23 protein-coding genes are annotated in these 24803 nt (G+C 60.0%); 13 read left to right on the forward strand and 10 right to left on the reverse strand.

Annotated elements, in window-relative coordinates; genetic code table 11:
- Positions 1-57 precede the first annotated feature (57 nt).
- From recQ to I7X13_RS07855, 6 genes are all read left to right on the forward strand, one after another.
- Complete coding sequence (gene recQ, locus I7X13_RS07830) at positions 58-2304, forward strand: DNA helicase RecQ (protein ID WP_198075041.1); 2247 nt, start codon at positions 58-60, stop codon at positions 2302-2304.
- An 87-nt stretch (positions 2305-2391) separates the two neighbouring features.
- Entirely contained in the window at positions 2392-3066 is a 675-nt protein-coding gene (locus I7X13_RS07835; protein WP_198075042.1) for a DUF2306 domain-containing protein, read from the forward strand.
- Positions 3063-4022: a hypothetical protein gene (locus tag I7X13_RS07840; protein ID WP_198075043.1), complete on the forward strand. Its 960-nt coding sequence runs from the start codon at positions 3063-3065 to the stop codon at positions 4020-4022. The genes I7X13_RS07835 and I7X13_RS07840 overlap by 4 nt, the downstream gene beginning before the upstream one ends.
- Before the next feature lie 87 nt (positions 4023-4109).
- The gene (locus I7X13_RS07845; protein ID WP_198075044.1) at positions 4110-4916 is read left to right on the forward strand and encodes a hypothetical protein; all 807 of its coding nucleotides are present in this window, start codon (positions 4110-4112) and stop codon (positions 4914-4916) included.
- Between the two features lie 117 nt (positions 4917-5033).
- Positions 5034-5867 carry a LexA family transcriptional regulator gene (locus I7X13_RS07850; RefSeq protein ID WP_198066588.1) on the forward strand — a complete coding sequence of 278 codons (834 nt, stop codon included), beginning with the start codon at positions 5034-5036 and terminating at the stop codon, positions 5865-5867.
- A 131-nt stretch (positions 5868-5998) separates the two neighbouring features.
- Positions 5999-6721: a pirin family protein gene (locus I7X13_RS07855; protein WP_198066587.1), complete on the forward strand. Its 723-nt coding sequence runs from the start codon at positions 5999-6001 to the stop codon at positions 6719-6721.
- A 91-nt stretch (positions 6722-6812) separates the two neighbouring features.
- Here the strand turns inward: I7X13_RS07855 and I7X13_RS07860 are convergent, their stop codons facing one another.
- Positions 6813-7718, reverse strand: a complete 906-nt coding sequence (locus I7X13_RS07860) for a hypothetical protein (RefSeq protein WP_198075045.1) — start codon at positions 7716-7718, stop codon at positions 6813-6815.
- 211 nt (positions 7719-7929) lie between these two features.
- Here I7X13_RS07860 and I7X13_RS07865 point away from each other — a divergent pair, with 211 nt between their 5' ends.
- Together I7X13_RS07865 and I7X13_RS07870 are read left to right on the forward strand one after the other, a co-directional pair.
- Positions 7930-8928, forward strand: a complete 999-nt coding sequence (locus tag I7X13_RS07865) for a fasciclin domain-containing protein (protein WP_198075046.1) — start codon at positions 7930-7932, stop codon at positions 8926-8928.
- A gap of 114 nt (positions 8929-9042) precedes the next feature.
- A complete protein-coding gene (locus I7X13_RS07870) occupies positions 9043-10602 on the forward strand; it encodes an alpha/beta hydrolase (protein WP_198075047.1) in 1560 nt (519 codons plus the stop codon).
- 9 nt (positions 10603-10611) lie between these two features.
- Here I7X13_RS07870 and I7X13_RS07875 read toward each other — a convergent pair whose 3' ends face one another.
- The 4 genes from I7X13_RS07875 to I7X13_RS07890 all read right to left on the reverse strand — a co-directional run bounded on the left by I7X13_RS07875 (position 10612) and on the right by I7X13_RS07890 (position 14530).
- Positions 10612-11550, reverse strand: a complete 939-nt coding sequence (locus tag I7X13_RS07875; RefSeq protein ID WP_198075048.1) for a M90 family metallopeptidase — start codon at positions 11548-11550, stop codon at positions 10612-10614.
- A 41-nt stretch (positions 11551-11591) separates the two neighbouring features.
- The gene (locus I7X13_RS07880) at positions 11592-11927 is read right to left on the reverse strand and encodes a low molecular weight protein tyrosine phosphatase family protein (RefSeq protein WP_198075049.1); all 336 of its coding nucleotides are present in this window, start codon (positions 11925-11927) and stop codon (positions 11592-11594) included.
- A gap of 131 nt (positions 11928-12058) precedes the next feature.
- Positions 12059-13510 carry a DEAD/DEAH box helicase gene (locus I7X13_RS07885; protein WP_198075050.1) on the reverse strand — a complete coding sequence of 484 codons (1452 nt, stop codon included), beginning with the start codon at positions 13508-13510 and terminating at the stop codon, positions 12059-12061.
- An 84-nt stretch (positions 13511-13594) separates the two neighbouring features.
- The gene (locus I7X13_RS07890) at positions 13595-14530 is read right to left on the reverse strand and encodes a YihY/virulence factor BrkB family protein (protein WP_198075051.1); all 936 of its coding nucleotides are present in this window, start codon (positions 14528-14530) and stop codon (positions 13595-13597) included.
- Between the two features lie 105 nt (positions 14531-14635).
- Here I7X13_RS07890 and I7X13_RS07895 point away from each other — a divergent pair, with 105 nt between their 5' ends.
- On the forward strand, positions 14636-15175 hold the full coding sequence (locus tag I7X13_RS07895) for a DUF2062 domain-containing protein (protein WP_198075052.1): 540 nt from the start codon (positions 14636-14638) through the stop codon (positions 15173-15175).
- A 49-nt stretch (positions 15176-15224) separates the two neighbouring features.
- On the opposite strand, the gene I7X13_RS07900 is transcribed toward I7X13_RS07895, so the two are convergent.
- On the reverse strand, positions 15225-15752 hold the full coding sequence (locus tag I7X13_RS07900) for an NADPH-dependent FMN reductase (protein WP_198075053.1): 528 nt from the start codon (positions 15750-15752) through the stop codon (positions 15225-15227).
- Positions 15753-16324: 572 nt separating this feature from the next.
- Between I7X13_RS07900 and I7X13_RS07905 the strand changes: the two genes are divergently transcribed.
- The 3 genes from I7X13_RS07905 (at position 16325) to I7X13_RS07915 (ending at position 18193) form a co-directional block, all read left to right on the forward strand.
- Positions 16325-17011 (forward strand): carboxypeptidase-like regulatory domain-containing protein, encoded by a 687-nt coding sequence (locus tag I7X13_RS07905; RefSeq protein ID WP_198066577.1) that lies wholly within the window; start codon positions 16325-16327, stop codon positions 17009-17011.
- A gap of 325 nt (positions 17012-17336) precedes the next feature.
- Complete coding sequence (locus I7X13_RS07910; protein WP_198066576.1) at positions 17337-17765, forward strand: roadblock/LC7 domain-containing protein; 429 nt, start codon at positions 17337-17339, stop codon at positions 17763-17765.
- Between the two features lie 62 nt (positions 17766-17827).
- The gene (locus I7X13_RS07915) at positions 17828-18193 is read left to right on the forward strand and encodes a hypothetical protein (RefSeq protein ID WP_198066575.1); all 366 of its coding nucleotides are present in this window, start codon (positions 17828-17830) and stop codon (positions 18191-18193) included.
- Between the two features lie 226 nt (positions 18194-18419).
- Here the strand turns inward: I7X13_RS07915 and I7X13_RS07920 are convergent, their stop codons facing one another.
- Positions 18420-19649 (reverse strand): MFS transporter, encoded by a 1230-nt coding sequence (locus I7X13_RS07920; protein WP_198075054.1) that lies wholly within the window; start codon positions 19647-19649, stop codon positions 18420-18422.
- A 187-nt stretch (positions 19650-19836) separates the two neighbouring features.
- Between I7X13_RS07920 and I7X13_RS07925 the strand changes: the two genes are divergently transcribed.
- Positions 19837-20706 (forward strand): aldo/keto reductase, encoded by an 870-nt coding sequence (locus I7X13_RS07925; RefSeq protein WP_198066573.1) that lies wholly within the window; start codon positions 19837-19839, stop codon positions 20704-20706.
- A gap of 179 nt (positions 20707-20885) precedes the next feature.
- Here I7X13_RS07925 and I7X13_RS07930 read toward each other — a convergent pair whose 3' ends face one another.
- The 3 genes from I7X13_RS07930 to I7X13_RS07940 form a co-directional block, all read right to left on the reverse strand.
- On the reverse strand, positions 20886-21641 hold the full coding sequence (locus I7X13_RS07930; RefSeq protein ID WP_198067294.1) for a succinate dehydrogenase/fumarate reductase iron-sulfur subunit: 756 nt from the start codon (positions 21639-21641) through the stop codon (positions 20886-20888).
- 139 nt (positions 21642-21780) lie between these two features.
- Complete coding sequence (locus I7X13_RS07935) at positions 21781-23715, reverse strand: fumarate reductase/succinate dehydrogenase flavoprotein subunit (RefSeq protein ID WP_198066572.1); 1935 nt, start codon at positions 23713-23715, stop codon at positions 21781-21783.
- Between the two features lie 102 nt (positions 23716-23817).
- Entirely contained in the window at positions 23818-24525 is a 708-nt protein-coding gene (locus tag I7X13_RS07940; RefSeq protein ID WP_211531802.1) for a succinate dehydrogenase cytochrome b subunit, read from the reverse strand.
- Positions 24526-24803: the final 278 nt, after the last annotated feature.

A 24803-nucleotide genomic window follows, 5' to 3' on the forward strand; every position in this document is an offset into this window, starting at 1 on the left:
CTGCTTGGAACTTCCCGCCCCCGGCTGTTATTTTTATCTAATTACTCCATCTGCATTATGTCCGATACCCTAACTACCGCTCCTCCCGACCTGCTGCCCGCCGCCCGCCAGGCCCTGAAACGGTACTACGGCTACGACAATTTCCGCCCCATGCAGGGCGACATTATCCAGCACATTCTCGGCGGCAAAGACACCGTGGTGCTTATGCCTACGGGGGGCGGCAAATCGGTTTGCTTCCAGATTCCGGCGGTGGTGTCGGAAGGCACCTGCGTGGTGGTTTCGCCCCTCATCGCCCTGATGAAGGACCAGGTGGAAGCCCTGAAAGCCAACGGCATCGCGGCGGCCTACATCAACAGCAGCGTGGGCCAGAGCGAGGCCAACGACATTGCCCGCGCCGCCACCGGCGGCTACCTCAAGCTGCTCTACGTGAGCCCCGAAAAGCTGCTGAGCGACGGCTTCCTGCAGTTTCTGACGCGGGTCAACATCAGCCTGTTTGCCATCGACGAGGCGCACTGTATTTCGAGTTGGGGCCACGACTTCCGGCCGGAATACACCCAACTGGGCCAGTTGCGGAACCACTTCCCCAGCACGCCAATCATCGCCCTCACGGCCACGGCCGACCGCCTCACCAAGCGCGACATCATTACCCAGCTCAACCTCAGCGAGCCCAAGGTCTTCCTGTCCAGCTTCGACCGGCCGAATATCAACCTGATTGTGCGCGGCGGCCAAGACCGTATCAATTCGATTATCGACTACATCGGCCGCCACCCGCAGGACCCCGGCATTATTTATTGCCTTTCGCGTAAAACCTGCGAAACCATTGCGCAGAAGCTTATTGCCAAGGGCGTGAAGGCCGGCCACTACCACGCCGGCATGACGCCCCTGCAGCGCGGCAAGGTGCAGGAAGCCTTTTTGCAGGACGATTTGCAGGTCATCGTGGCCACCATTGCCTTCGGCATGGGCATCGACAAGAGTAACGTGCGGTGGGTGATGCACTACAACCTGCCGAAAAACATCGAGGGCTACTACCAGGAAATCGGCCGGGCCGGACGCGACGGCGCGCCCAGCACCGCCATCCTGTTCTACAGCTTCGCCGACGTGATGCAGATGCGCGAGATGGTGACCAAGGACGTGCCCGCCCGCCAGGCCCAGCTCAACACCGCCAAGCTGGAGCGCATGCAACAGTTTGCCGAAGCCGCCTCGTGCCGCCGCAAAATTCTGCTCAACTACTTCTCCGAAACGCTGGGCGAAGACTGCGGCAACTGCGATATCTGCCGCAACCCGCCCACCACGTTCGACGGGACTTTGATTGCCCAGAAAGCTCTCTCGGCCGTGTTTCGCAGCCGCGAGAAAGTGGCTATCAATCTGCTGATTGACATCCTGCGCGGCATGCGCAACCAGGCCGTGCTGCAAGGCGGCTACGACCAGATTAAGACCTACGGCGCGGGCTCCGACCTCCCTTACCTCGACTGGTACAGCTACATTCACCAGATGCTGAACGACGGCCTGTTCTATATTGCCTACGAGGAAGGCTACGCCCTGAAAATCACCGAGCGCGGCCACGAGGTGCTGAAAGGCCAGCTTACCCTGCCGCTCAAGAAATTCCAGCCCAGCGAGAAGGCCGAAAAGCCCACCCGCGCCGGTAAGAAAGCTGCCAACGCTACTGCGGCGGCTACTTTCGGCACGCCCGAGGCGCAGCTGTTCGACAAGCTCCGCAAGCTGCGCAAGCAGATTGCCGACGAGCAGGGGGTGCCGCCCTACGTGGTGTTCTCCGACGCCACGCTGCAGGAAATGGCCGCCGAGCGCCCCGTGAATCGGGTGGGCATGCTGGGCATTTCGGGTGTGGGCATGAAGAAGTTCGAAACCTACGGCGAAGCCTTTATCCGCCTCATTCTGGAGCACGGCGGGGGCGGCCAGTACGTGCCGTCCGATTCGGACAGCATGTTCAACGAGCCCCGCCCGCGCCTCACGGCGGCCGACAAAGCCGATAAGCCGGTGAGCGACTCCGAAGACGCCACCATCCAGTTCCACCAGATGGGCCTCACGCCTGAGGACATTTCCGAGCGCCGCGGCCTGGCCCTGAGCACCGTGAAAACCCACCTCTACAACGCCTACGCCAAGGGCCGCGAGCTGCGCATCCACGATTTTGTGAGCGACAAGGAGCTGGCCGAAATCTTCACGGCCCGCGCCCAACTCGGCGGCGACCCCACGCTGCGCGACCTGTTCGACCACCTGCGCGAGAAGTTCGACTACTTCCAGCTGCGCATGGCCGCGCTGTACCACAAGCGGTTGCGCGGGCAGTAGCGCATCAGCCAATAAATGGAGAAGGCCCGCCGTTAGCAACGGCGGGCTTTTTTATTTATAGGTTCCCGCCTGATTCTGTTGCGCTGCATGGTCCGAAAACTCTTACTCGCCCTCGTGGCCCTCGTCATCGCCGCCTTCGCGGGCCTGATGCTCACCAAAACGCTGCCCTACTACACTTTCGAAAAGGGCATCCACTTCCTCACCACCAAGAGCGACGAAACCAACGACAGCCCCGTGTTTCGGCTGGGTTTCTACGTGCACATCACCACCAGTTTGCTGGTGCTGGTGGCCGGGCTGCTGCAGTTTATGCCGGTGCTGGCGCGGCGCGGGCCGGGGTTGCACCGGCAGCTGGGCAAGTTCTACGTGGTGGGCATTCTGGCGCTGGCGGCGCCGTCGGGCCTCATCCTGGCCTATTTTGCCAACGGCGGGCTGGCCGCGCAGGTGGGCTTCACGCTGCAATGCCTGGTGTGGTGGCTCTGTACCTGGAAAGCCTACCGTGCCGCCCGCCAGCGCCAGTGGAGCCTGCACGTCGACTGGATGCTGCGGTCCTTCGCCGTGACGCTGGCCGCCCTGGCCCTGCGCGGCGAGAGCTACGTGATGTACTACGTGTTCGAAACCAAGCCGATAGAAACGTATCTGACCGTAACTTGGCTTTCGTGGGTAGGCAATTTGATTCTGATGGAAATTCTGTTGGAAGTAGGGTTGGGGCGGTATTTTCTGCAGGAATTTATGCCGGACCTGCGGCGTAAATTGGTCGCATGAAAAAGACGCTCTACCCGTTTCTGTTGGCACTGTCGGTAGTGGCGTGTCAGCAGCATCCACCAGAAGGGCAAGGCGGGTCCGTTGCAGCGGCAGCAGCTTCGGTTCCGGTAATCGGCACTTCTGCTAAAATGCAGTCAGTTGGTAAAGCACCCGCTCCGGCCGATACAATGCCACCGGTGCCAGTACGTTTCAGTATGGTACTGCGGACAGACATTCGGTCGCGTCCCGTCACGGATTCAGCCGATATAAGGGGCTTTTTTGGTAAGCATGATTTAGCGCCGCTCATCCAGAATATCCAGAGAAATCAGTACGACCGTTCAATGAATGGATTCCTGGGGCCAAACAGCTACCGTACGGAAGTGGTGATAACCGCTGCTCGCAGAAGCCCGCAAACCCCGTTTGCTTACTTCGTAGAGGGACTAACCCGCACCAAAAAGCGTATTGCGCCTTTCCAGGGCCAAATCGCATTCGATTCATTGGCCATCGAGCCAATGTTGACCGCTGAGGACGAGCAGAATATTAAGAACTGGTCAATGATGACAACTGTGCGTCTTGATGATGACAAAGTTGTAAAGCGCTATTCAGTAAAGGGCAAGGTGATGCTGGCAGAACCACCGGCAGCAGCACAAGCCCGGTTGTTCGACGGCCGCGTAGTGATGGAATTAGAACTTACTAAACAAGGCCGTCTCTATGTTAGTACCCCCTTTTTGCACGGACCCTCGCAAGGTGGCGAACAGAAATATGCCGGCCATTGGAAGGATAGCAAAACCGGCCAGTTGACTCCCACCGTTTGGGTTCAAAGCATCATTGGCTACGGCCCATTTATTCACGAGGATTTTGTGATTGGCGAACGGGACATTGAAATTAACCCCAAGTATGCCAAACAAGGGTGGAATAGCTACTGGCAGAACGACGAATGGTGGGCCAAATCCCCCAAACCAAAACTCAACCTATAATACTAAATTCACCACCGCCACCGTTAAGAATTCATAAGTGCCATCTAGCAATATAGCTGGCCTTAAAAAACCTTCTATTTCGGTTGTATGCGGTACTTACTGCTTCTCACGGCGCCGGCGCTGCTCTTTGCTGCGCCCCAGCCCCAAAACCTGCCCAGCTTTTCGGGGCCAGCGGCCGGCCCGGCGGCCCCGCTGGCCGCCCCCGGAGCGGTGCTTACCAATGCCACCCGCACGGCCTTGCTGGCCCGCACCAACTTAGGGAAACTATGGCAGCACCAGTCCCAGGCCGGCACCGAAGACGTGCTCAACGGCTGTTTCGGCTACGACGGGCGGCGGCTCGAATTTGTGTTTACCACCGTGCAACCCGACACCCATAGCCCCGGCCGCTACCTGGTAGCGGGCAAATTCCGCTGCTACGGCGACGTGACGCCCTTTCGCGGCAGCATCGAGCTGCAACAGGTGCAGCGCCTGCCGGCCAACATTCAAGTGTACGCCAACTACTCCGATGTTTCCAGCGTGCCCACCTATTGTGCCACGGGGGCTTTTGCGCTGCAGGCCACCAGCCGACAAGGTCTGGGTGGGCAGTTCACGGGCCGCATCGCGCTCGATTTCCAGCTCACCCCCAACCGTCGCGCCGTGCTGATGGAAAACACCGCCAACTCCGCCACCCGCAACGGCGGCCTGCTCTTTGAAGGCAGCTGGGCCGACGGGCCGGGTAGCGAAACCACGCCCGTGCTCTGGAAACAGGGCATTGCTGTGACGCGCGAGGTGCTCACGCGCTTCGAAATCGGCGAGCGCGACGCCCACATCAACCCCAAATACGCCCGCGTGGGCTGGAATAATTTCTGGAAAAACGACGAATGGTGGGTTGAAAGACAAATAGCTCGACGCTAAAGTGGTGGGCAGAAATTTATTAGCTAAGTGAATTAGTATCTTCGCACCTGCGTTGCTAACTTCACCAGCCGAATCTGCGTTAAGTCCAACGCCGCTCCCGGCTGTTGCCCCCCACCGATGATTAATACCAACCTCAAGTTTTGCCGGCGCGAACTCGCCCTCACGCAGGCCCAGATGGCCGAAAAGCTCGGCATCAAACGTTCCCTGGTGGGTGCCTACGAAGAAGGCCGCGCTGAGCCCCGCCTCGCCACGCTCGTCAACATGGCCCGCCTGTTCGGCATCACGCTCGACCAGCTCGTCACCACCGATTTCAGCAAGAAAAAGAACACCAAAATCATCGGCTCCTTGCCCGCGCCCGACCCCAACGCGCCCGGCGCCGATGCCGACGATAACCCCGAGCCGCCCACGCCGGCCGCCGGCGGCAAGCTCCGCGTGCTGGCCTTCACCGTGGACAAGGACCAGAACGAGAACATCGAGCTGGTGCCCCAGAAAGCTGCTGCCGGCTACCTCAACGGCTACGCCGACCGCGAATACCTGGAGGTGCTGCCCAAGTTTCGTCTGCCCATGCTCTCGCAAACGGGCACCTACCGCGCCTTCGAAATTGCCGGGGACTCGATGCTGCCCATTGCCAGCGGCACCGTCATCGTTGGCCGCTATGTAGAAGAATGGACCAACATTAAGGATGGTACGCCCTGCATTGTGGTGAGCTCGCGCGACGGCATCGTGTTCAAGCGCGTTTTCAATAAGATGCGTTCTGGAGCCATGTTCGTGCTGCACTCCGATAACCCGAACTTCTCGCCCTACGACGTGAAGGCCGATGATGTGCTCGAAATCTGGGAAGCCAAAAGCTACATCAGCAGCACGTTCCCTATTGCCGAGCTCTCGCTGGAGCGCGTGGCCAGCCTCGTGCTCGACCTGCAACAGCAGGTGGCGCTGCTGAAAAAAGCATAGCCCTGAACTGCCGTTTGAAAATGCCGCAAGCCCTTCCGCACTCCGGAAGGGCTTTGCTGTGCGGGGTGGGGCCAACTTCCGGCCCGCCCCGCGCGTATGGGAGGCACGCCATACCCTCTCGTCTCCAAGCTATGCTCAAATACATTTCCGCCGCCGACCGCCACCACGCTGCCCCCGCGGCCTGGCTCAGCAGCTACTTCCTGTTTTCGTTTGCCGATTATTTCGACCGCACCAACATGCACTTCGGGCCGTTGCGCGTGTTCAACGACGATAATGTGGCCGCGCAGTCGGGCTTTCCGCAACACCCGCATTCCGAGATGGAAATCGTGACGCTGGTGCTCGACGGCGAAATCACGCACCAGGACACGATGGGCAATAAAACGACCATCAAGGCCGGCGAGGTGCAGCGCATGACCGCCGGTACCGGCCTAGCCCATTCCGAGTTCAACCGCCAGGACAAGCCCCTGCATCTCTACCAGCTGTGGTTCATTCCCGGCCAAAAGGGCCTGGCCCCCAGCTACGAGCAAAAGGACCTGGGATTCATCGGCAGCAACAAGAACGAGCTGGTGCCTCTCGTGACCGGCCAGAAAGTACTGGAAGACGTGGTGTACATGAATTCTAATAGCACGGTTTACTGGTCGAACCTGGACGAGGGCGAGGAAATTGAATTCAAAACCTTCCCCATCCGCCTCACTTTCATTTACGTGAAGCAGGGCACCATTTTCGTGAACGGCACCGAGCTCGGCCCCAACGACCAGGCCCGCATGACCGATGACGACGTGGTGCAGATTCGGGCCGCCAAAGACGCTCAGTTTATCCTGATTGACCTGCCTTCTTCGGAATCGAATTATTAAATTCATTCAAACCCGAAAGCGCCCCCGTACCCGGATTATTTCCGGGTACGGGGGCGCTTTGTATTAGCTTAGAACAAAAATTGTTGACGAATTAGAAATTATAGGTGATGCCGGCCGAATAGCCGGTGGATTTGCCAATGTTGCGGCCAGCCACGTAGGTGCTGGCTCCCAGCGTCAGGCCAAAGCCGTTGGTGATGGGCCGGTAGGCGCTGGCCCCCAGACGGATGTAATTGACTCGCGTGGATGGGAAAAAGCCGGTGAAGTTCTGGGCCGCAATGTCGGTGCCGCCGTTCGATTCCTGGAAGGAGGCATTGCCTTCGAGGTAGACTTTGGGGCCGGCGTAGCCCAGCTTGACCTCGCCCACCAGAGCATCGGGCACGGGGCCGGTGCGCAGGCTGTAGCCCACCTGGCCCGTGGCAAACACCCCCGAGCTGGTTTTGAGGTGCGCCACGCCGGCCGCCGTGTACTTGGTGGCCCGGTTGCCGATGGCGATGATGTAGCCGTAGCCGGTGTTGGTCTGGTAGTCGCTGACCGGCGTGCTGAAGCTGACCACGCCCAACAAATCCAGAATGCTGCTGCCGATTTCGCGGCTGTAGGACTTGAATTTGAACAGCGCAGTAAGGTCCTGCAGGCCCTGGCGCACGTTGGTATAGCCCTGCGTGGAGTAGTAGGAATTCAAGTTGTCAATTACCGCCCCCGGCGCCCGGCCTTTCGACTGGATGTAGGGCAGGCTGATGACGGCGTCAATCTTATCGGAGAGGCCGTAGGTGCCATACAGGTTGAGGGAATTGACGCGCACCTCCTGAAAAATCGGAACGCCCGAAATTTTTTCGGGGGCCAGGTACACATCATCGTAGCGCTCGGCCGTGCCCGACACCACTACCGAACCGTGGCCTTTGCCCGCCATAAAACCGCTTACCAGGCTCTGGGCCTGAGATGTCGTAGACGCGCCGACAATGAAGAGAGCACCAAAAAACAGCGTAGAGAGATTTTGCATAAAAGCAATAAATAAGAATTTGCTATAAAGTGCAGACTGCCTGAAAAAGCCCAATCAAAAAGGCTTGTATAGTCTATTTTGGCGCAATCTACGGGTGAGTTCGGGGGAATGGATTTACCTTAGCGCAATCCGCTGGCTTTATAAATCCGTTTATATTCAACGATTTAAGTTGAACTCGCTTGTAAGCACGATAAACACAATAATTTGCCCGATGAAAAAATATTTCCCCATTAAAGCCGGGCTGCTGGCTTTGGGCCTTTTTGCCGCAACTGGTTGCGCCAAGAATAAAGAAGTCGAGCCTTCCATCACCAATATCGCCGTTACCAATCCCGACTTTCAGGAACTGGAAGATGCGGCCATTCGCGGCGACGTGGCGGTGTTGCTCGGCAACAAAAACCCGAACGACCCGCAGGGTAACTACACGGTTTTTGCTCCCACTAATGCCGCCTTCAGCCGCCTCGGCCTCAACACGGCTCAGGACCTGGCCGTGCTGCAACAGTCATTTTTGCAGAACACACTTTACTATCATGTCTACAGCGGCTCATTGCCGGGCAGTGCGCTCACGTCGGGCAGCACGTCGAACTCTGCGCTGGGCGTGACGCGGCGCATCATCCGACGTACCGATGGCACGCTCTACGTCAATGGCTCGCAGATTGTGGGCACCGATGTGAAGGCGGCCAACGGACTAATTCATCCCATCGATAAAGTGTTGCTGGCCACCAAAGCCGATGTGCTCAATTCGGCGCTGGCCCTGCAGAGCGGCAGTGTTTTTGTGAAGCCGGAGTTGACTTTTCTGGTTGAAGCCGTGGTGTACTGCAACCTGCAGGATGCACTCAAAGCCACTCCCGGTAGCGCGCCGCTGACCGTATTTGCACCCACCGACCAGGCATTCAAAGACCTGGGCGTCTTGCTGGGTGTTCCCCTGAACCAGCCTAGCGACATCCGCAAACTGCCCGTGGCCACGGTAACGGCGGTGCTCCTCAACCATGTGGTGGGCGGAACGCAGGGCGGAAAATTCACGCCGGAATTGCCCGAAAACACTTCGGTAGCTTCGGCTGGTGGCGCGCCCGTCGCGCTGGGAGCCTTCAAAAGCGGGGTGATAACTGTGAAAGGAAGCGGCAACACCGTGCCCGCCAACATGGTGATTCCGGACGTGCAGTGCACCAACGGCGTGGTGCACGTGATTGACCGGGTGCTGCTGCCATTATAAGCCCACAGTCGGGGACTGGGTTCGCCCGGCATGCCCCCAACTAGCGCAGTGGGGGTGGCAAGGAGGTTGTTTTAGATTGATATGATAAGGCTGTTTCTCCGCAATGCGGGAAAATTGATAGTTGGAATAGGGCTGTGGCCGGCGATGGCGCTGGGGCAAACCAACACACCCACCCGCCCCGATTCGGCGGCGCAACGCCCAGCGGCGGCGGGAATGCCCGGCCCGGCCGGAATCTGGAAGGGGCCGCTGTCCATTCCCGGAGGGGCGCTGCCGGTCCAAATCAGCGTCATTCAGCCGGCAGCCAATAAGCTGATTGCCACGCTTGACCTGCCCGCTAAGCGCCTGAATAAAGTGCCGGCTTCGCTCACATTGCGGGGCGATACGCTCATTTTCTACGCCGCCACCGTGGACTGCCGCTTTGTATGCAGGCAGGCCGGCGAGGCAGGACAGGAACTGCGCGGCATGTGGACGCAGCCCGGGCTGCGGGTACCGCTGGTGCTGCACCGCGCCGACCTAGGTAGCGTCAGTACGGCTAGCGTGGAGAAGACGGTGGCCGTAAAAGCCACCACCTACCACACCGAAGTCGTGAGCCTGACCAGCCAGCCGGACAATGTAGCACTGGCCGGCACGCTCAGCATTCCGGACGGGGCCGGCCCGTTTCCGGCCGCCGTGCTGCTCAGCGACATGGGCAGCCAGGACCGCGACTCGCGGCAGGGGAGCTACCGGTTTTTTGCCGATATCGCCGCCGCGCTGGCGCGTCAGGGCATTGCCGTGCTGCGGCTCGATGACCGGGGCGTGGGCCAGTCGGGCGGCAATGGCACCCAGGCCACCACGGCCAACCTGGTGCACGATGCCGAGGCCGGCCTGAGTTACCTGCGCGTCCGGCCAAGTATTGACCCGGCCCGCACCGGCCTCATCGGGCACGGCGAGGGTGGCAATGTGGCCCTGCTGGCAGCAGCCCAGCCCGTACCACCTGGCTTTGTAGTGGCGCTGGCGGCATCCGGGTTAGTCGGATTGGACCTGCTGGCCAGCCAGGCCGAACCGCTGAGCGCCGCCGACACGGCTCGCATCGGCGAAGCCCGCCGCCAGGCCTGGGCCGAGGTGATGGCCAAGGCCGCCAAGCTGCGCACCAGCGGCTCCAACTCGGCACAGGTGGAAACCTACGTGGCACAGCAGCGCCTCAAAATCAAGAGTGAGGAGCGCAAGCAGGCCGAGGCCACCCTCAAATTTCGGCGAACTATGCTGGAAATTGTGCGCCAAACGGCCAGCAACGACCAGGCCCAGGCCATTGTGGTGAACATGCTGCGCCAGCGCTACCCCAACCAGGACCCCGCGCTGGCCCGTGCCCGCGCCACCGACCTGCTCACGCCCTGGTACCGCTACTACCTCAAATTCGACCCCCAGGCCAGCCTCGCCGATGTGCAATGCCCCGTATTGCTGCTCAACGGTACCGACGATGCCGAGGTGAATGCCGCCACCAACCTAACGGCCCTCGAAAAAGGCCTAAAAGGCAATAAGCGCGTGAGCGTGCGCCGGCTGCCGGGCCTCAACCACTGGTTTCAGATGCCCGCCGCCGAACTCATTCCCACCGATGATGGAACGGTTGACCCCGTAATTGCCCCGGTGCTGCTGACCACGGTGCGCGACTGGGTGCTGCAGCAGGGGAGCAAGTAGCAGCCAATTTTAGGCCACTTGGGCCGTCAAATGGCAGTCTTTATACTTCCGGCCGCTGCCGCAGGGGCAGGGCGCGTTGCGGCCGAATTTACGGCGGCTGCGCAGGGTTTTCAGCCACTCGCGCGGGTCGGTGGCGAAGCGGAGGAAGCGCTTTTTGGGGTTCTGGCGAAAGGCCTGGTTGAGCAATTCGTATAGTTCGGGGTGGTGCTCCTGGAGCTTTTCGGGCTTCTCGAAAAAGTATTCGGTGACCACGGCGAAAAACTCAGCTTCGTTGGTGGCGGCGTAGGGGTTTATTTCTGATTTGCCGGCCTGAATGGCCGCAATTTCGCGCTGCATCACCGCCGCCCAGGACTGGAGCAGCGCGGGCGGCATGGCGGCTTTCGGCAGGCCGTCAATCACACCATCGGCCTCGTCGAGCAGGTGCGCAAATTCGTGAATGCCCACGTTCTGGCGGTCCACCGCGTCGCGGAAGCCCTGCTCCAACGATGCTTTCGAGAGGCGCATGTAGTGTTGGTTCTGGAAGCCCTGCACCGAGCCCAGCAGCGTGCCCTGCAAGGGTTTTATTTCCTTCGTGGGGTCATTGTCCAGCGTCCAGGCATCGGGCACGATGAGGACTTCGCCCAGGTTGCGGTACTCCCAATCGGGAAAGCCGAATACCGGAATGATAGCTGAGGCGGCTACTAGCAGGCGCGTGTTGTCGTCCACTTCCGTTTGCACACCGGTGATGCGCGTACTGGCCAGAAAAACCTGCGTCTGCTTCTCAAACCGAGCCTTTTCATCATCTGTTAGGGCCAGGTAGAAGGCTACCTGCTCAGATAAAATCTGTCGCCAGGCGGCGGGGAATTCCTCGGCCAGCGTGGCCGTGCGGCGGCGCGAGTCGGCGGTGGCGTACTGGTAAAACGCGTAAATAATGGCCGCTAGCATGGCCAGAGAAATCAGATAGGGCATAGGCCGGTTAAACGGAGGCCTTGGCCGGAGGTTGGCAAACGCTACACAAAGGTCTCCGGTCCCAGGTGCGCCGCCAGCTTCTCGCGCAGCAGCGTCACCAGCGCGGGGTCCTGAAACCGGTATTTATCGGGAATGCGCAGCGTGACCACGGTTTTGCCGCGCAATTCATCGGCAAATTTCTCCCGCAGGCGGTCGGCGTGGCGGCGTTCCATTACGAAGATGATTTCGGCCCAGCCCAGGTGGCCGGCCGTGACGCGCACCCGAGCCCCTGGCTCGGTTCCGGCCGAGCGGGCCTCGTGGTGCGGGTGGTCGTCAAACAACCGCTCGGCGGTAAGGCTGCGCCATTTATTCTGGCTGCAGATGAAAAGGAGGCGCATGGGGCGGGCGGGGTGGAAATGAAAATGTCTGTCATCCTGAGCGCAGCGAAGTACCTTATCACGCCGAAACAACTTGTTCTGGAATGAAAAGGTCCTTCGCTGCGCTCAGGATGACAGACGATTTAGGCTACTCAACGAATCAGCGCCACTTTTACCTTTTTGCCTTTCACCTTGGCACCCTGCATACGGGCCAGGACTTCTTCGGCCTGGGCCTCGGGCACGGCCACGAAGCTGTGGTGGTCGAATACTTCGATGCGGCCCACGGCGTCGCGCTCCAGGCCGCCCACGCTCACGAAGGCTCCTGCCAAGTCGCCCCGGCTGATTTTCTCGCTTTTGCCGGCCGATACGTGCAGCGTGACGGTGCTGGGGCGCGGGGCTTTGGGCGCGGCGGCGGGCAGGGCGGGCGGGCGCAGGCCGGCCCATTTCACGGTGCTGGCAGCAGGCCAGTTCTTTATTTTTTCCTGCTCGAAGGGCGTTACGATGAGGTGAGCCGTGCCGGTGGCCCCGGCGCGGGCCGTACGGCCCGCGCGGTGCTGGAAGGTATCGGTTTCGTGGGGCGGGTCGAACTGCACCACCGTGTCGAGCTCGTTCACGTCGAGGCCGCGGGCGGCCACGTCGGTCGCTACCAGCACGGTGGCCGAGCCGTTGCGCAGCTTCATCATGCTCTTGTCGCGCTCGGGCTGGAGCATCTTGCCGTGCAGGGCTTCGGCGGCCAGGCCCCGGCCGCGCAGGAAACGGGTGAGTTCCTCCACCCGGTCGCGGGTGTTGGCGAACACGAGGGAGCGGCCGGCGGTGGGCTGGCTGATGAGGTGGTAGAGGGCAGCGGGCTTCTGGTCGGCGGCGCTCACTACGTGGCCGCGCAGCACCAACGTCTCGGGCAGGGTGGTGGCGTTGGAGCCGCCCACGTTCATCACCCGGGGCCGGGTGAGGTACTCACGCACCAGGTTCAGCACCTTATCGGGCATGGTGGCCGAGAACAGCAACGTCTGACGGCGCTGCGGCAAACGGCTGATGATGGTGGCCATTTCCTCCTGAAAGCCCAGCTCCAGGAGCTTGTCGGCCTCGTCGAGCACCAGCACTTTCAGGCGGTTGGGGATGATTGTGCGGCGCTCCAGGTGGTCGAGCATGCGGCCGGGGGTGGCCACCACTACATGGGGCATTTGCTGGAGGCCTTTCACTTCTTCGCGCATGGCGTGGCCGCCGTAGTAGCCGGCCACGCGCAGGTTGGGCATGTGCTTGCCGAGGCTGCGCAGCGCATCGCGCACCTGCACCACCAGCTCGCGGGCGGGCACCAGCACCAGGGCCTGCATGGTGGCCGAGGTCACGTCAACCTGCTGCAGCACGGCTAGGCCGTAAGCGGCGGTTTTGCCCGAACCGGTGGGGGCCTGGCCGGCCACATCCTGCCCCTCCAGGGCGGGTGCCAGTACCAGCTGCTGCACCGGGGTGGGCTGAGCGAAATTCAGCTCGGCCACGCCGGCCAACAGGGCAGGGGATAGGCCGAAATCGGCGAATTGCAAAGCGGGCTTGGCGGTGGGCTGGGCCGGCGAGGCACCAGCAGCGGCGGAGGTATCAGGAGTTTGCACGGGGCAAAGGTACGGCTTGGGGCAAGAGCCGCTTGTTTTGATAGACAAGCCTGCAAGCGCCTAGCATTGTCTTGCCGTATGCCATTACTCCTCCACGTTCACCAGCCGGTAGCGCACGGCCGACTTCTTAGGCCGGATATCCAACCCAATTCGATGAGCATAAGCCTTCGTGAAAGCCGCCCCGAAGTAGAATATCATGGCGCAATAAAACACGAACAGCAGCACCAGCACCAAGCTGGACGCCGGCCCGTAGACCGGTCCCAAATCGCGCGCCACCAGCAATTGACCCAGCACCACTTCGCCCAGGCTGATGAGCAGGGCCGTGAGCGCCGCTCCGCGCGTGACGGCCCGCCATGGCACTTTGGCCAGGCTCAGGGTGCGGAAGGTGACGCCGAACCACGCCGCCAGAATCAGCCAGGCAACGATGGCATTCAGCCCCCGCACCACGAAATAGGCGAAGGTGGCATCGAAATCCTTAATGCTTTCGGCAAACAAACTCAGGGCGGCATCGGCCCCGAAGGCGAGCACCGACAGCCCCGCCGTGGCCAGCAGAATGCCGCCCGAGCGCACCCGCTCGCGCACGGCCTGCGACACCTTGCCGGAGCCCCGCTTGGGCCGGATTTGCCAGAGCTGATTGAGCGAATGCTGGATGATGGTGAACAGCGTGGTGGCCACAAATACCAGAAAGGCGAAGCCCAGCACCGTCACCAGCCGGCTGCGCATGGGGTCGGCCACGTTCATCACAATCTGGGCCACCAGCCCCGCTGCCGACGACCCCACCAGGGCGCTGACCTTGCCCAGCAGCATCACCCGCACAATAGACGAGGGGTAGAGCGAGCTCAGCAGCTGCACCAAGATGATGAGGATAGGCGGCAGGGCAAACGAGGTGAAAAACGCCGTGGCCGCGCCCAGCCGCAGCGGGTCGTTCTGGCCTAATTCGCGGCCGGCGCGGTGCAGCAAGATGGGCAGCTCGCGCCACCACGGACCCGGCAACTCGGCCGGGGAATCTAACTTTGTCATAAATACCCGTGGGGCAACATTCTGGCGCGTAGCCGTAAGAAGCAGGCCCCCTGCGAAGGTACGGGCTGCCGTGTGGCCCGGCTTTCGGCCCTGTTATTTTTCTGTATGTCGCCTTCCGAAACCCAAGTGCCGCCGGTAGCCCCGCCCGCCCTGCCGCCGCGCTCCTGGCTGCGCCGTCGCGTGGCCGACCCACTGCTGGACCTGCTCAAAACCGGCCTCTCGCCCGAAAAGCTGGCCCTCACCGTGGGCCTGGGCGTAGCCATCGGGCTGATTCCCGCCCTGGGCATCACCACCATACTGAGCGCCGCCGTGGCCCTGCGCCTGCGCCTCAACGTTGCCGCCATGCAACTGGCTACCCACCTGATGACGTTTTTTCAGCTGGCGCTGCTCATTCCGTTTCTGCGCGCCGGGGCCGGCCTCATGGGCCAGGGAGACAGGGTGGCGCACCTCACCGTGGCCAGCCTGCGCCAGCTCATCGACCACGAAGGTTGGTCGGCGGTGGGTAAACTATTGTGGCGGGCCGAACTGGGCGCACTGTTGCTGTGGGCCGGGGCCATGGTGCCGCTGGTGGCCTTGCTGTATTTCGTGTTGCGGGTAGTGTTCCGGCGCGTGCTGGCTAAAAATACCTCGCTTAATGAGGAGTGAGGAATTGCGGATATATCCGGTCATTTTTCATTCCTCATTATGCGAAGCGTCAAAACGCCAGCAGCGCAGTAGCTTGCTCGCGCAGCAGCTGCCGCGACAGGTCGTGGTTTAGCCCGTGCTCGGCGTTCAAATCCTGGTTGATAAAGGGCAGGCGCACCCGCTGGGGCAGCACCGTGGTGCCGAGGTACATGAGCACGTCGGTGAGGTGGGCCATGGCCAGCAGGCCGCCCTGGCCACCGCTGCTCAGGCCCACTAGCGCCGCCTTTTTGCCCTGGATGCCGCCGGGGTAGGAGAGGCCGTCGATAAATGCCTTCAGCACACCGGGGAAGGAGGCGTTGTACTCAGGCACGACAATGACCACCTTGTCACTTGCGTCGAGCATGGTAGCCAAGCGGTTGAATTCCGGATGCGTGCCCACGTTGGCATATAATGCAGTGGTGATGAAATCGACTGGCAACTCGGCCAGGTCCAGAATGTGGCTTTCGGCCCCCAGCTCCGCGAGCAGGGCGCGGTAGTAGTCGGCAATGCGGCGGGCGCGCGAGTGGGGCCGGTTGGTGCCAGCAAGGATGGTTATCAAAACAAGAGAGACTAACGATGGAAACCGTGCTGCTAACCCGCAGGAGCGGCCATAGGTTACGGCCATAACGCACCGGCAAATCTTAATAAAATAATAAACAATGAAAGCAGACCGGCGAAAAGTTAGCAGGGTAGGCCAAATACTTTAGTATGCAACACTAGTGGCTAACGCAATAACTCATGCTAGGGCTGAGGTTTAAATGTTTGTGTGTTATAGGATAAAATAAATAAATAGGCATTCGTTGCCAGTGGCGTAAAATGTCCCTATTTTGAGTAATAAAATATTGATTTTATAATAATGATTGTTGCGATTAGGGTGTTGAGTGTATATCTAAAAATGCCATTATTCGCTTAGAATCGGCCTTTTTGGGCGTTTAGACTATTTTATTGACTCAATTTATGAAGTGTTTTTATTGATTTTTTGACCGGCCGCAATTCCGTTTCACGGAATGAAAACATAGGTTTGTCGAAAATAAAAAACTAGGATTATTTTCAATCGTAGCATTGCCGGCTGGTGCGAGTTATTGCCCTGCTGTCCGCCATACACTCCTTTTTTATTTTTTCAACATTTCTATGGCATTAACTGCACACCCATTTCATCCCGTTACCCAGGAATTACTTCCGGGATACCGGGACGCCTATTTGCGAGGCGATTTATCCGGCAAGAATACCGAACTGGTGGACGCTTACCTGAAAGCCAATCCGGCCAAAGGCGGTGAAGCGTTCGAGCGTTTTCACGTGCTGAAAGAGCGGGGCCACAACGTGAAACCCGTGGGCTGGCTTCAGCACCAATTTTACCTGATTCGTACCGAGCCGGCCCGGTTCCGCCGCCGGGCTGGTTCCTTGGTGCTGGTAGCTGCGCTGCTGAGCGGTGCCGCGTTCGCCGGCAACAACCTGCACACAGCCCCCAGCCCAGCCCTTGGCAACACCGCTGAAATTTCGGCAGCAACGACCGAGGCCATGGGTGCCACGAAGATGACGACCGTGACCGGCCGGATTCTGAACGAAAACGGCCACCCGCTGATTGGGGCCACGGTGCTGGACAAAGCCAGCGGCCGGGGCGTGAGCACCGACGCCGAAGGCAACTATGCGCTGGCCGTGCCCGCCAACCGTACCTCCAACCTGCAGGTAGGGTACGGCGGCTACACCGAAGAGGAACTGCACGTCCAGGTGAAAGGCTACAGCGTGCAAAACGTGACGCTGCTGCCGCGCACCGACAAGCCAGCGAAAGCTGGCAAAAAACACTGGTGGCAGTTCTAAACTGCTAAATACGTTTCGGAACACTCTGTTGTGGCGGCAGCATGCTCTGAATAAAAGATACGGCAAACCGGGCAGCGCAAAAGGCTGGCCGGTGAGTATCAGTCAGGTAGTTGGAATTATCTGCAGCTGGCCGGGCCACCGGGTTTCGGCAGGCGGCGGGCAATGGATAAGCCAAGACCTTGCGTAGCTGAGTGCTTATTCCGAATAAGCTGCTTTTCCTGGCGCTGCCAATTGCGGAAGCCAGGAAAAGCAGTGAAGCCGGAGCTAACCATATCGGGGCATACTCACTGGCTTCGGCCGGTGCACCTATTCGTTTTCTGACCCAATGAATTTACCGTTTTTCAACCGACTGCAATTAAAGAAAATTACCGTAGGCACGGACGATGAAATGGGGAAGCGCTCGAAAGAAATAATCGAAGGCCTGCTAACGGACCTGCCCGACCTGCTGATGGCCTGCGTGGTTAATTCCCAGTCGGGCCGGCTGCTGGCCTCCTACACCGTCAATAGTTCCTACAATCCCAATCAAATCAGCCTGCGCAACGCCAAACTGCTGCGCATTATGGACGAGGCCCTGGCCGCCAAAGCCTGGGCGGGCGGCCCGCTCACCGACATATCGGTGATGCTGGAAGACCAACTGCACCACCTGCGCCCCATGAACGACGGCAAGTGGTACTGCTTTCTGGCGGTGCACACGGCCGACGCCAACCTGGGCATTGCCAAAGAAATAATGCGTCGGCACACCACCATGAACTGACCCTTTCTGACCCAAATTTTCTCTTTTCTCATACAACGTCATCATTTTTAAAATCCATCTTTATGGCAACTTCTCCAAAACAAGTAGTTAAAGACATCATGGCCGAACTGCCCACGCTGTTGGCCGTAGCCGTAGTAGAAACCGAAACCGGCATGCCTCTGGCTTCGCACAGCAACATTGCCGATTTCGACATCGAAACGGCCGCTGCCTACAACACCGAAGTAGTGAAAGCCAAACTGAAAGCCATTGCGGCCCTGAAGCTGAACCAGACCGTGCAGGACATTCTGTTGACCCTGACCGACCAGTTGCACCTGCTGAAGCTGTCGCCCAAAGGCGACCAGTTCGTGTACCTGGCCGTAAACGCCCGCGATACCAACCTCGCCCAGGCCCGTCAGATTCTGAAGGCTCAGACCGCCGAGCTGCTGTAATTGGTCAAGCTACGGCCGACTTGCTCCGCCCGCTGACGCATGCGTCGGTGGGCGGTTTTTTTATGGGGTGGATATGCGGTCCGGCATTCGGAGGGCATAAATGTCAGTACCTAAGCACAGTGGGCAAGCCCCGGTAGTGGTCTGAGCTCACCGGCGTAAAATCAGCAGCGGTACCGTACTGTCGTCTCATGCCCGCTTCTGCCCGCACCAGCAAATAACTCATGCCTTACTCAGGGCTTTCGGCATTCTGGTCCGTAGCCGATAGTCCCGCCACCGCCGCCAGGCACAGCGCAAACCACGCCCACGGCAGCCGCAAATCCAATACCGACAAGCCCCCGAATACCAGCGCCGTGCCGAAGCTGGCCAGCGACTGAAAGGCTTGGTTCAGTCCGAATATTTCGCCCCGGTCGGCCTCGGTGGTGCGGTGGGCCAGCCGGCCTTCCAGCAAGCCCTGGATGAGCGTGAGCGTGAGGCAGTCCAGCGTTACCAGCACGTACAGCGCCACTTTCGACGTGCCCATCAGCCCATAACCGGCCAACACCGGCACGCCCAGTGCCGCCAGCCACACAATGGCCCGGCGCTGATTGATACGGTCAGCAAAATAGCTGTAGAACACGTAGTTTAGCCCCACGCTCAGGGCCCCGAAAAACATGAAGAAGTAAGAAATCTGCCGCGCATCTAAGTGCAGCGGCCCCAGGCTGGCGAAGGCAACAAAGTAGAAGTAATAGCCCGTGCTGAGCGTGAGGGCCACTTGGGTGAGCACGATGCGCCGCACGCCGGGGTTTTGCTCATTTTTCTCGCGTAGCCGGGCCCAGAGCGTGAGCGGGTTGAGGCTAGCGGCCAGCTCGGCGCGCAGCTCGGCCCCGCGTACCCCGCCGCGTCCGGCGTGGGTTTCGGGCAGCCACACACTCAGCCCGATGTTGAGGGCGGCCAGGGCCACCGCCAGCCGCACCACGTAAGACGCCTGCTGGGCCGGCGGCACCTGCAAAAAGGTTAGCATCAGCCCCGAGGCCATTGGCCCCAGCACGAAGCCGAGCGAGATAATCGCCCCCTCGATGCCCAGGTTGCGAAACAGCCGCCCGGGCGGTGAAATGTCGGTAATGGCCGAGCGCACCGTGGCATACATGCCGTTGGTGAGGCCGTCCGACACGCGGTTTACAAAGTACAGCCCCGCCCGCACGGGCAGCAGCAGCGCATTGGCCAGCAGCGTACCCACCGCCGAAACGATGAAGATGGGGCGCCGCCCGTAGCCGTCGCTCAGCCGCCCCAGCAGCGGGGCCGAAAACAGCTGCACTCCCAGAAATATGCCCGTGCCCACGCTTAGCCACAACTGCGGCTGCCGCAGCCCTCGCACAAACTCCGGCAATACCGGCCCTACCGCCGCGCCCACAATCACATCAACCAGAATTATTGCATAGAGCAGCGGCAGGCGACGGTCGGGGGGAAGAAGAGGCACGGGGCAAAAGTAGGGGAGGAGTAGCGCGGACGCTGCGAGCCCGCACCTGCTTCAGGTTCGTTGCCTGAAAGCGCGGATTCGCAGCGTCTACGCTGCACGGCTCTCTTCAAACAATTCCGCGTTTGAATCGTCTTAGAAAGCACCCCGCATTATTTGCATCGGGGCATTTCATTTCAAGCCAGTTCTCATGTCCGATAAAACCACTGCCGCTACTTATCCCGCCACCTTCACCATCGGCGGCGACCTCCCCGTCAACCGCCTCGGCTACGGGGCCATGCGCATCACCGGCGAAGGCATTTGGGGCCCACCTGCCGACCACGACGAATCCATCCGCGTGCTGAAGCGGGCCGTGGAATTGGGCGTCAACTTCATCGACACCGCCGACAGCTACGGCCCCAATGTGTCGGAAGAGCTGATTGCCGAAGCCCTCTATCCCTATGCCAAAGGTCTCGTTATCGCCACCAAAGGCGGCCTGCTCCGCACCGGCCCCAACGAATGGCCCATCGATGCCAGTCCCAAACACCTCGAAGAAGCCCTCAACGGCAGCCTGAAACGCCTGAAAGTGGAGCAAATCGACCTCTACCAACTCCACCGCATCGACCCGAAAGTACCTTTCGAAGATACCCTGAAATTTCTGCAAAAAGCGCAGCAGGACGGCCGTATCAAGCACATCGGCCTGTCCGAAGTGAGCGTGGCCGATATTAAAAAGGCGCAGGAATTTGTGCCCATCGTGTCGGTGCAGAACATGTATAGCGTCGAAAACCGCAAATGGGAAGCCGAGCTAACTTATACCCGCGAGCAGAACATCGCCTTCATCCCGTGGTTCCCGCTGGGCGGTGGCAACGCCGATGCCCTCAAGGCTCTGGACCAGATTGCCGCCCGGCACGGCGTGAAGCCCCAGCAGATTGCGCTGAGCTGGCTGTTGCATCACTCACCCAACATCCTGCTTATCCCCGGCACATCCAAAGTGAAGCACCTGGAAGAGAACATGAAAACTGCCGACATTCACCTCTCAGCCGAGGATATGAAGGCGCTGGATGCCGTCCAGCCGGCGTAGCCAGAATGGCGTAGTGACGCGACACTTCGCGTCTCGGCGTTGAACGATAACATTCAAGCGATAGCAGAGCGGCGCGGACGCTGAGACGCGAAGTATTGCGTCTCTACACCGTTCAGCAATAAATGGAAAGCCCCGGCAGTAGCTACTGCCGGGGCTTTCCATTTATTGTTTCGACTGAACTACGCCAAGTTGTTCGAAGTAGCTTTAGCCGCCAGGAACTCACGGTTCAGAATAGCAATGTTCTCCAGCGAGATGCCTACCGGGCACTCAGCTGCGCACGAGCCGATGTTAGTGCAGGCGCCAAAGCCTTCCTTATCCATCTGGGCCACCATGTTTTCGACGCGGGTTTTGCGCTCTACGTTGCCCTGGGGCAGCAGCGCCAGCTGCGACACCTTGGCCGACACGAACAGCATGGCCGAAGCATTCTTGCAGGCCGCTACGCAGGCGCCGCAACCAATGCAGGTAGCGGCCTCAAAAGCACGGTCCGCAATTTCTTTCGGAATCGGAATCTCGTTGCCGTCAGGGGCACCGCCGGTGTTCACGCTCACGTAGCCGCCCGCCTGAATGATGCGGTCGAACGCCGAGCGGTCCACGCTCAGGTCCTTGTTGACCGGGAAGGCATTGGCGCGCCAGGGCTCGATGGTGATGGTATCGCCATCCGAGAACTTGCGCATGTGCAGCTGGCAGGTGGTAGTGCCCTTCTCGGGGCCGTGCGAACGGCCGTTGATGAACAGGTCGCACGAGCCGCAGATGCCTTCGCGGCAGTCGTGGTCGAAGGCCACCGGGTCCTGGCCAGCGTGCAACAGGTCCTCGTTCAGCACGTCTAGCATCTCCAGAAACGACATGTCGGGCGAAATGTCCTTCACGTGGTACTCCACAATTTGCCCCTGGGCCTGGCGGTTGGGCTGCCGCCACACTTTCAGGGTCAGGTTCATCGGTTTAGCGTTGGGGTTGGAACCGGCCATCTTTTTGAGATATGAGTTATGAGTTAAAAGTTATGAGTTAGAAAATTGTGAGTGAGCCGTGCAATGCCAGCCAACTCATAACTTTTAACTCATAACTCATAACTCAAATTTATTTGTAGCTGCGCTGGGTCAGCTTCACGTTTTCAAATACAAGCTCTTCCTTGTTGAGCTTCTCGGGCTGATTGTCGCCCTGATACTCCCAGGCCGCCACGTAGGCGTAGTTTTCGTCGTCGCGCAGGGCCTCGCCTTCGGGGGTCTGGTACTCCTCGCGGAAGTGGCCGCCGCAGCTTTCGTTGCGGTTGTAGGCGTCGTCCACCATCAGCTCGCCCAGCTCCAGGAAGTCGGCTACGCGGCCGGCTTTTTCCAGCGCCTGGTTCATTTCCTCGCCAGTGCCCACCACTTTCACGTCGCTCCAGAACTCCTTGCGCAGGCGCTGAATCTCGGCTTTGGCGTGCTTCAGGCCTTCGGCGGTGCGGGCCATGCCGCAGTATTCCCACATGATGTGGCCCAGCGCCTTGTGGAACTCATCGGGCGTGCGGTTGCCTTTGATGCCGAGCAGCTGCTCGGTGCGAGCCTGCACATAGGCCTTCGACTCGGCGAAGGCGGGGTGGTTGGTATCTACCGGTTTGGGCGGCGTGTTGGCCAGGTAATCGCCAATGGTGTAGGGAATTACGAAATAGCCATCGGCCAGGCCCTGCATCAGGGCCGAGGCGCCGAGGCGGTTGGCCCCGTGGTCGGAGAAGTTGCACTCGCCGGTGGCGTAGAGGCCGGGAACGGTGGTTTGCAGGTTGTAGTCCACCCACAGGCCGCCCATGGTGTAGTGCACCGCCGGGTAGATGCGCATGGGCATCTCATACGGATTCTCGTCGGTGATTTTGGCGTACATGTCGAAGAGGTTGCCGTACTTCTGGCTCACTGCCTCCGCGCCCGTGCGCTTGATGATGTCGGAGAAGTCGAGGTACACGGCCAGACCGGTGCTGCCCACGCCACGGTTCTCGTCGCACATCATCTTGGCGTTGCGCGAAGCCACGTCGCGCGGCACTAGGTTGCCGAAAGCGGGGTACTTGCGCTCCAGGAAGTAGTCGCGGTCGTCCTCGGCAATGTCTTGGGGCTTGATTTGGCCTTTGCGCACGCGCTCAGCCATTTCCACCGTTTTGGGTACCCACACGCGCCCGTCGTTGCGGAGCGATTCCGACATCAGCGTGAGCTTCGACTGGTAGTCGCCGCTTACGGGAATGCAGGTGGGGTGAATCTGGGTGAAACAGGGGTTGGCGAAGAACGCGCCTTTTTTGTGGGCGCGCCAGGCGGCGGTCACGTTGCAATACTTGGCGTTGGTGCTCAGGTAGAACACGTTGCCGTAGCCGCCGGTGGCCAATACCACTGCGTGGGCGGCGTGGGTTTCAATCTCGCCGTTCACCAGGTTGCGCGTCACGATGCCGCGCGCCTGCCCGTCCACTATCACCACGTCGAGCATTTCCGAGCGGGTGTACATCTTCACCTTGCCGTAGGCAATCTGGCGGCTCAGGGCCGAGTAGGCGCCCAGCAGGAGCTGCTGGCCGGTCTGGCCGCGGGCGTAGAACGTGCGGCTTACCTGAGCCCCGCCGAAGGAGCGGTTGGCCAGCAGGCCGCCGTATTCGCGGGCGAAGGGCACGCCCTGGGCCACGCACTGGTCGATGATGTTCACCGATACTTGGGCCAGACGGTACACGTTGGCTTCGCGGGCGCGGTAGTCGCCGCCCTTGATGGTGTCATAGAACAAGCGGAACACGGAGTCGCCGTCGTTCTGGTAGTTCTTGGCAGCGTTGATGCCGCCCTGCGCGGCGATGGAGTGCGCGCGGCGGGGCGAGTCGTGGTAGGTGAAGGCCTTCACGTTGTAGCCCAACTCGGCCAGCGAGGCAGCGGCAGCACCGCCGGCCAAGCCCGTGCCGACCACAATCACGTCGTATTTCCGCTTGTTGGCGGGGTTCACGAGCTTGACGTTAAACTTGTGCTTGTCCCATTTTTCGGCGAGGGGGCCTTCGGGAATTTTGGAATCCAACAGCATAGAGCGACGGAGTGATGGAATGACTGAGTGATAGAGCAATAAGACAACAGCCGAGCGCCGCAGGTGTTAGCGCAGCCGGGCGGTTTTATCGCTCCTAATCAATTAAAAAGCCGAAGCCACGGTTTGCAGAATTGCCGGCGCGTTGGCGGCCATTTCGCCCTGTGCATTGGTGAACAGGAAGAAGTAGAGCGGCATCGAAGCAAAGCCCGCCGAAACCACTACCGCAAAGACGTAGCCCACGTACTTGATAAGCGGGGTGTACTTGCGGTGGTTCAGGCCCAGGGTCTGGAAGCCCGAGCGGAAGCCGTGCCACAGGTGGTAGCCGAGGCTGATTTGGGCGGCTACGTACAGCAGCACGTACCACCAGATGTGGAACGACGACACCACGGCCATGTACAGGTTGTCGTAGTCGCTGGTCAGCGGGTCAGCGCCGCCCATTTTGGGCAGGTCGCCGGCAAAGCGGGCGCGCCAGAAGAAGTTGTAGAGGTGCACCAGCAGGAAAATCAGGATGATGCTGCCCAGAATGCCCATGTTGCGCGAGGTCCATTCCGAGTTCTGCTCCGAGTGGTTGCTCACGTAGCCTTGCGCGCCACGGGCCGTTTTGTTGCGGCGGGTGAGCACGAGAGCCTCAAAAATATGGAAGCCGAAACCCAGCACTAGGCCCCACTCGATGGTGCGGATGATGGGGTTGGTACCCATGAAATGGGAGTAGGTATTGAAAGCCGCGCCCTGGTCGTGTTTGAATAACTGCAGGTTGCCAATCAGGTGAACCACCAGGAACGTGCACAGAAACAGGCCGGTAACGGCCATGATTATCTTCCGGCCGATGCTGCTGGTTAATGTTTTTGTTATCCAACTCATAAAGTAGCCAAACTAGGGAAGTGAAGAGGTGTGTTTAGGTCGCCCAAAGGTAGCCCTCACCCGCTACCCGGGCAACGGCCGGGCTTGATTCTTGCAAGTGCGTCCTTTCCAAAAAACATTGCGCGAGCGTGGTGAATCTATCCGTAGCCGGCATCGTTATCACGCATGGGCGCGTGGCTTAGCGCGCAGCGCAGGCTGCCAGAGCACGGTTTCAAAAGCCGGTTTCT

The organism is Hymenobacter negativus, assembly GCF_016056375.1.
GTDB classification, from domain to species: Bacteria; Bacteroidota; Bacteroidia; order Cytophagales; family Hymenobacteraceae; genus Hymenobacter; species Hymenobacter negativus_A.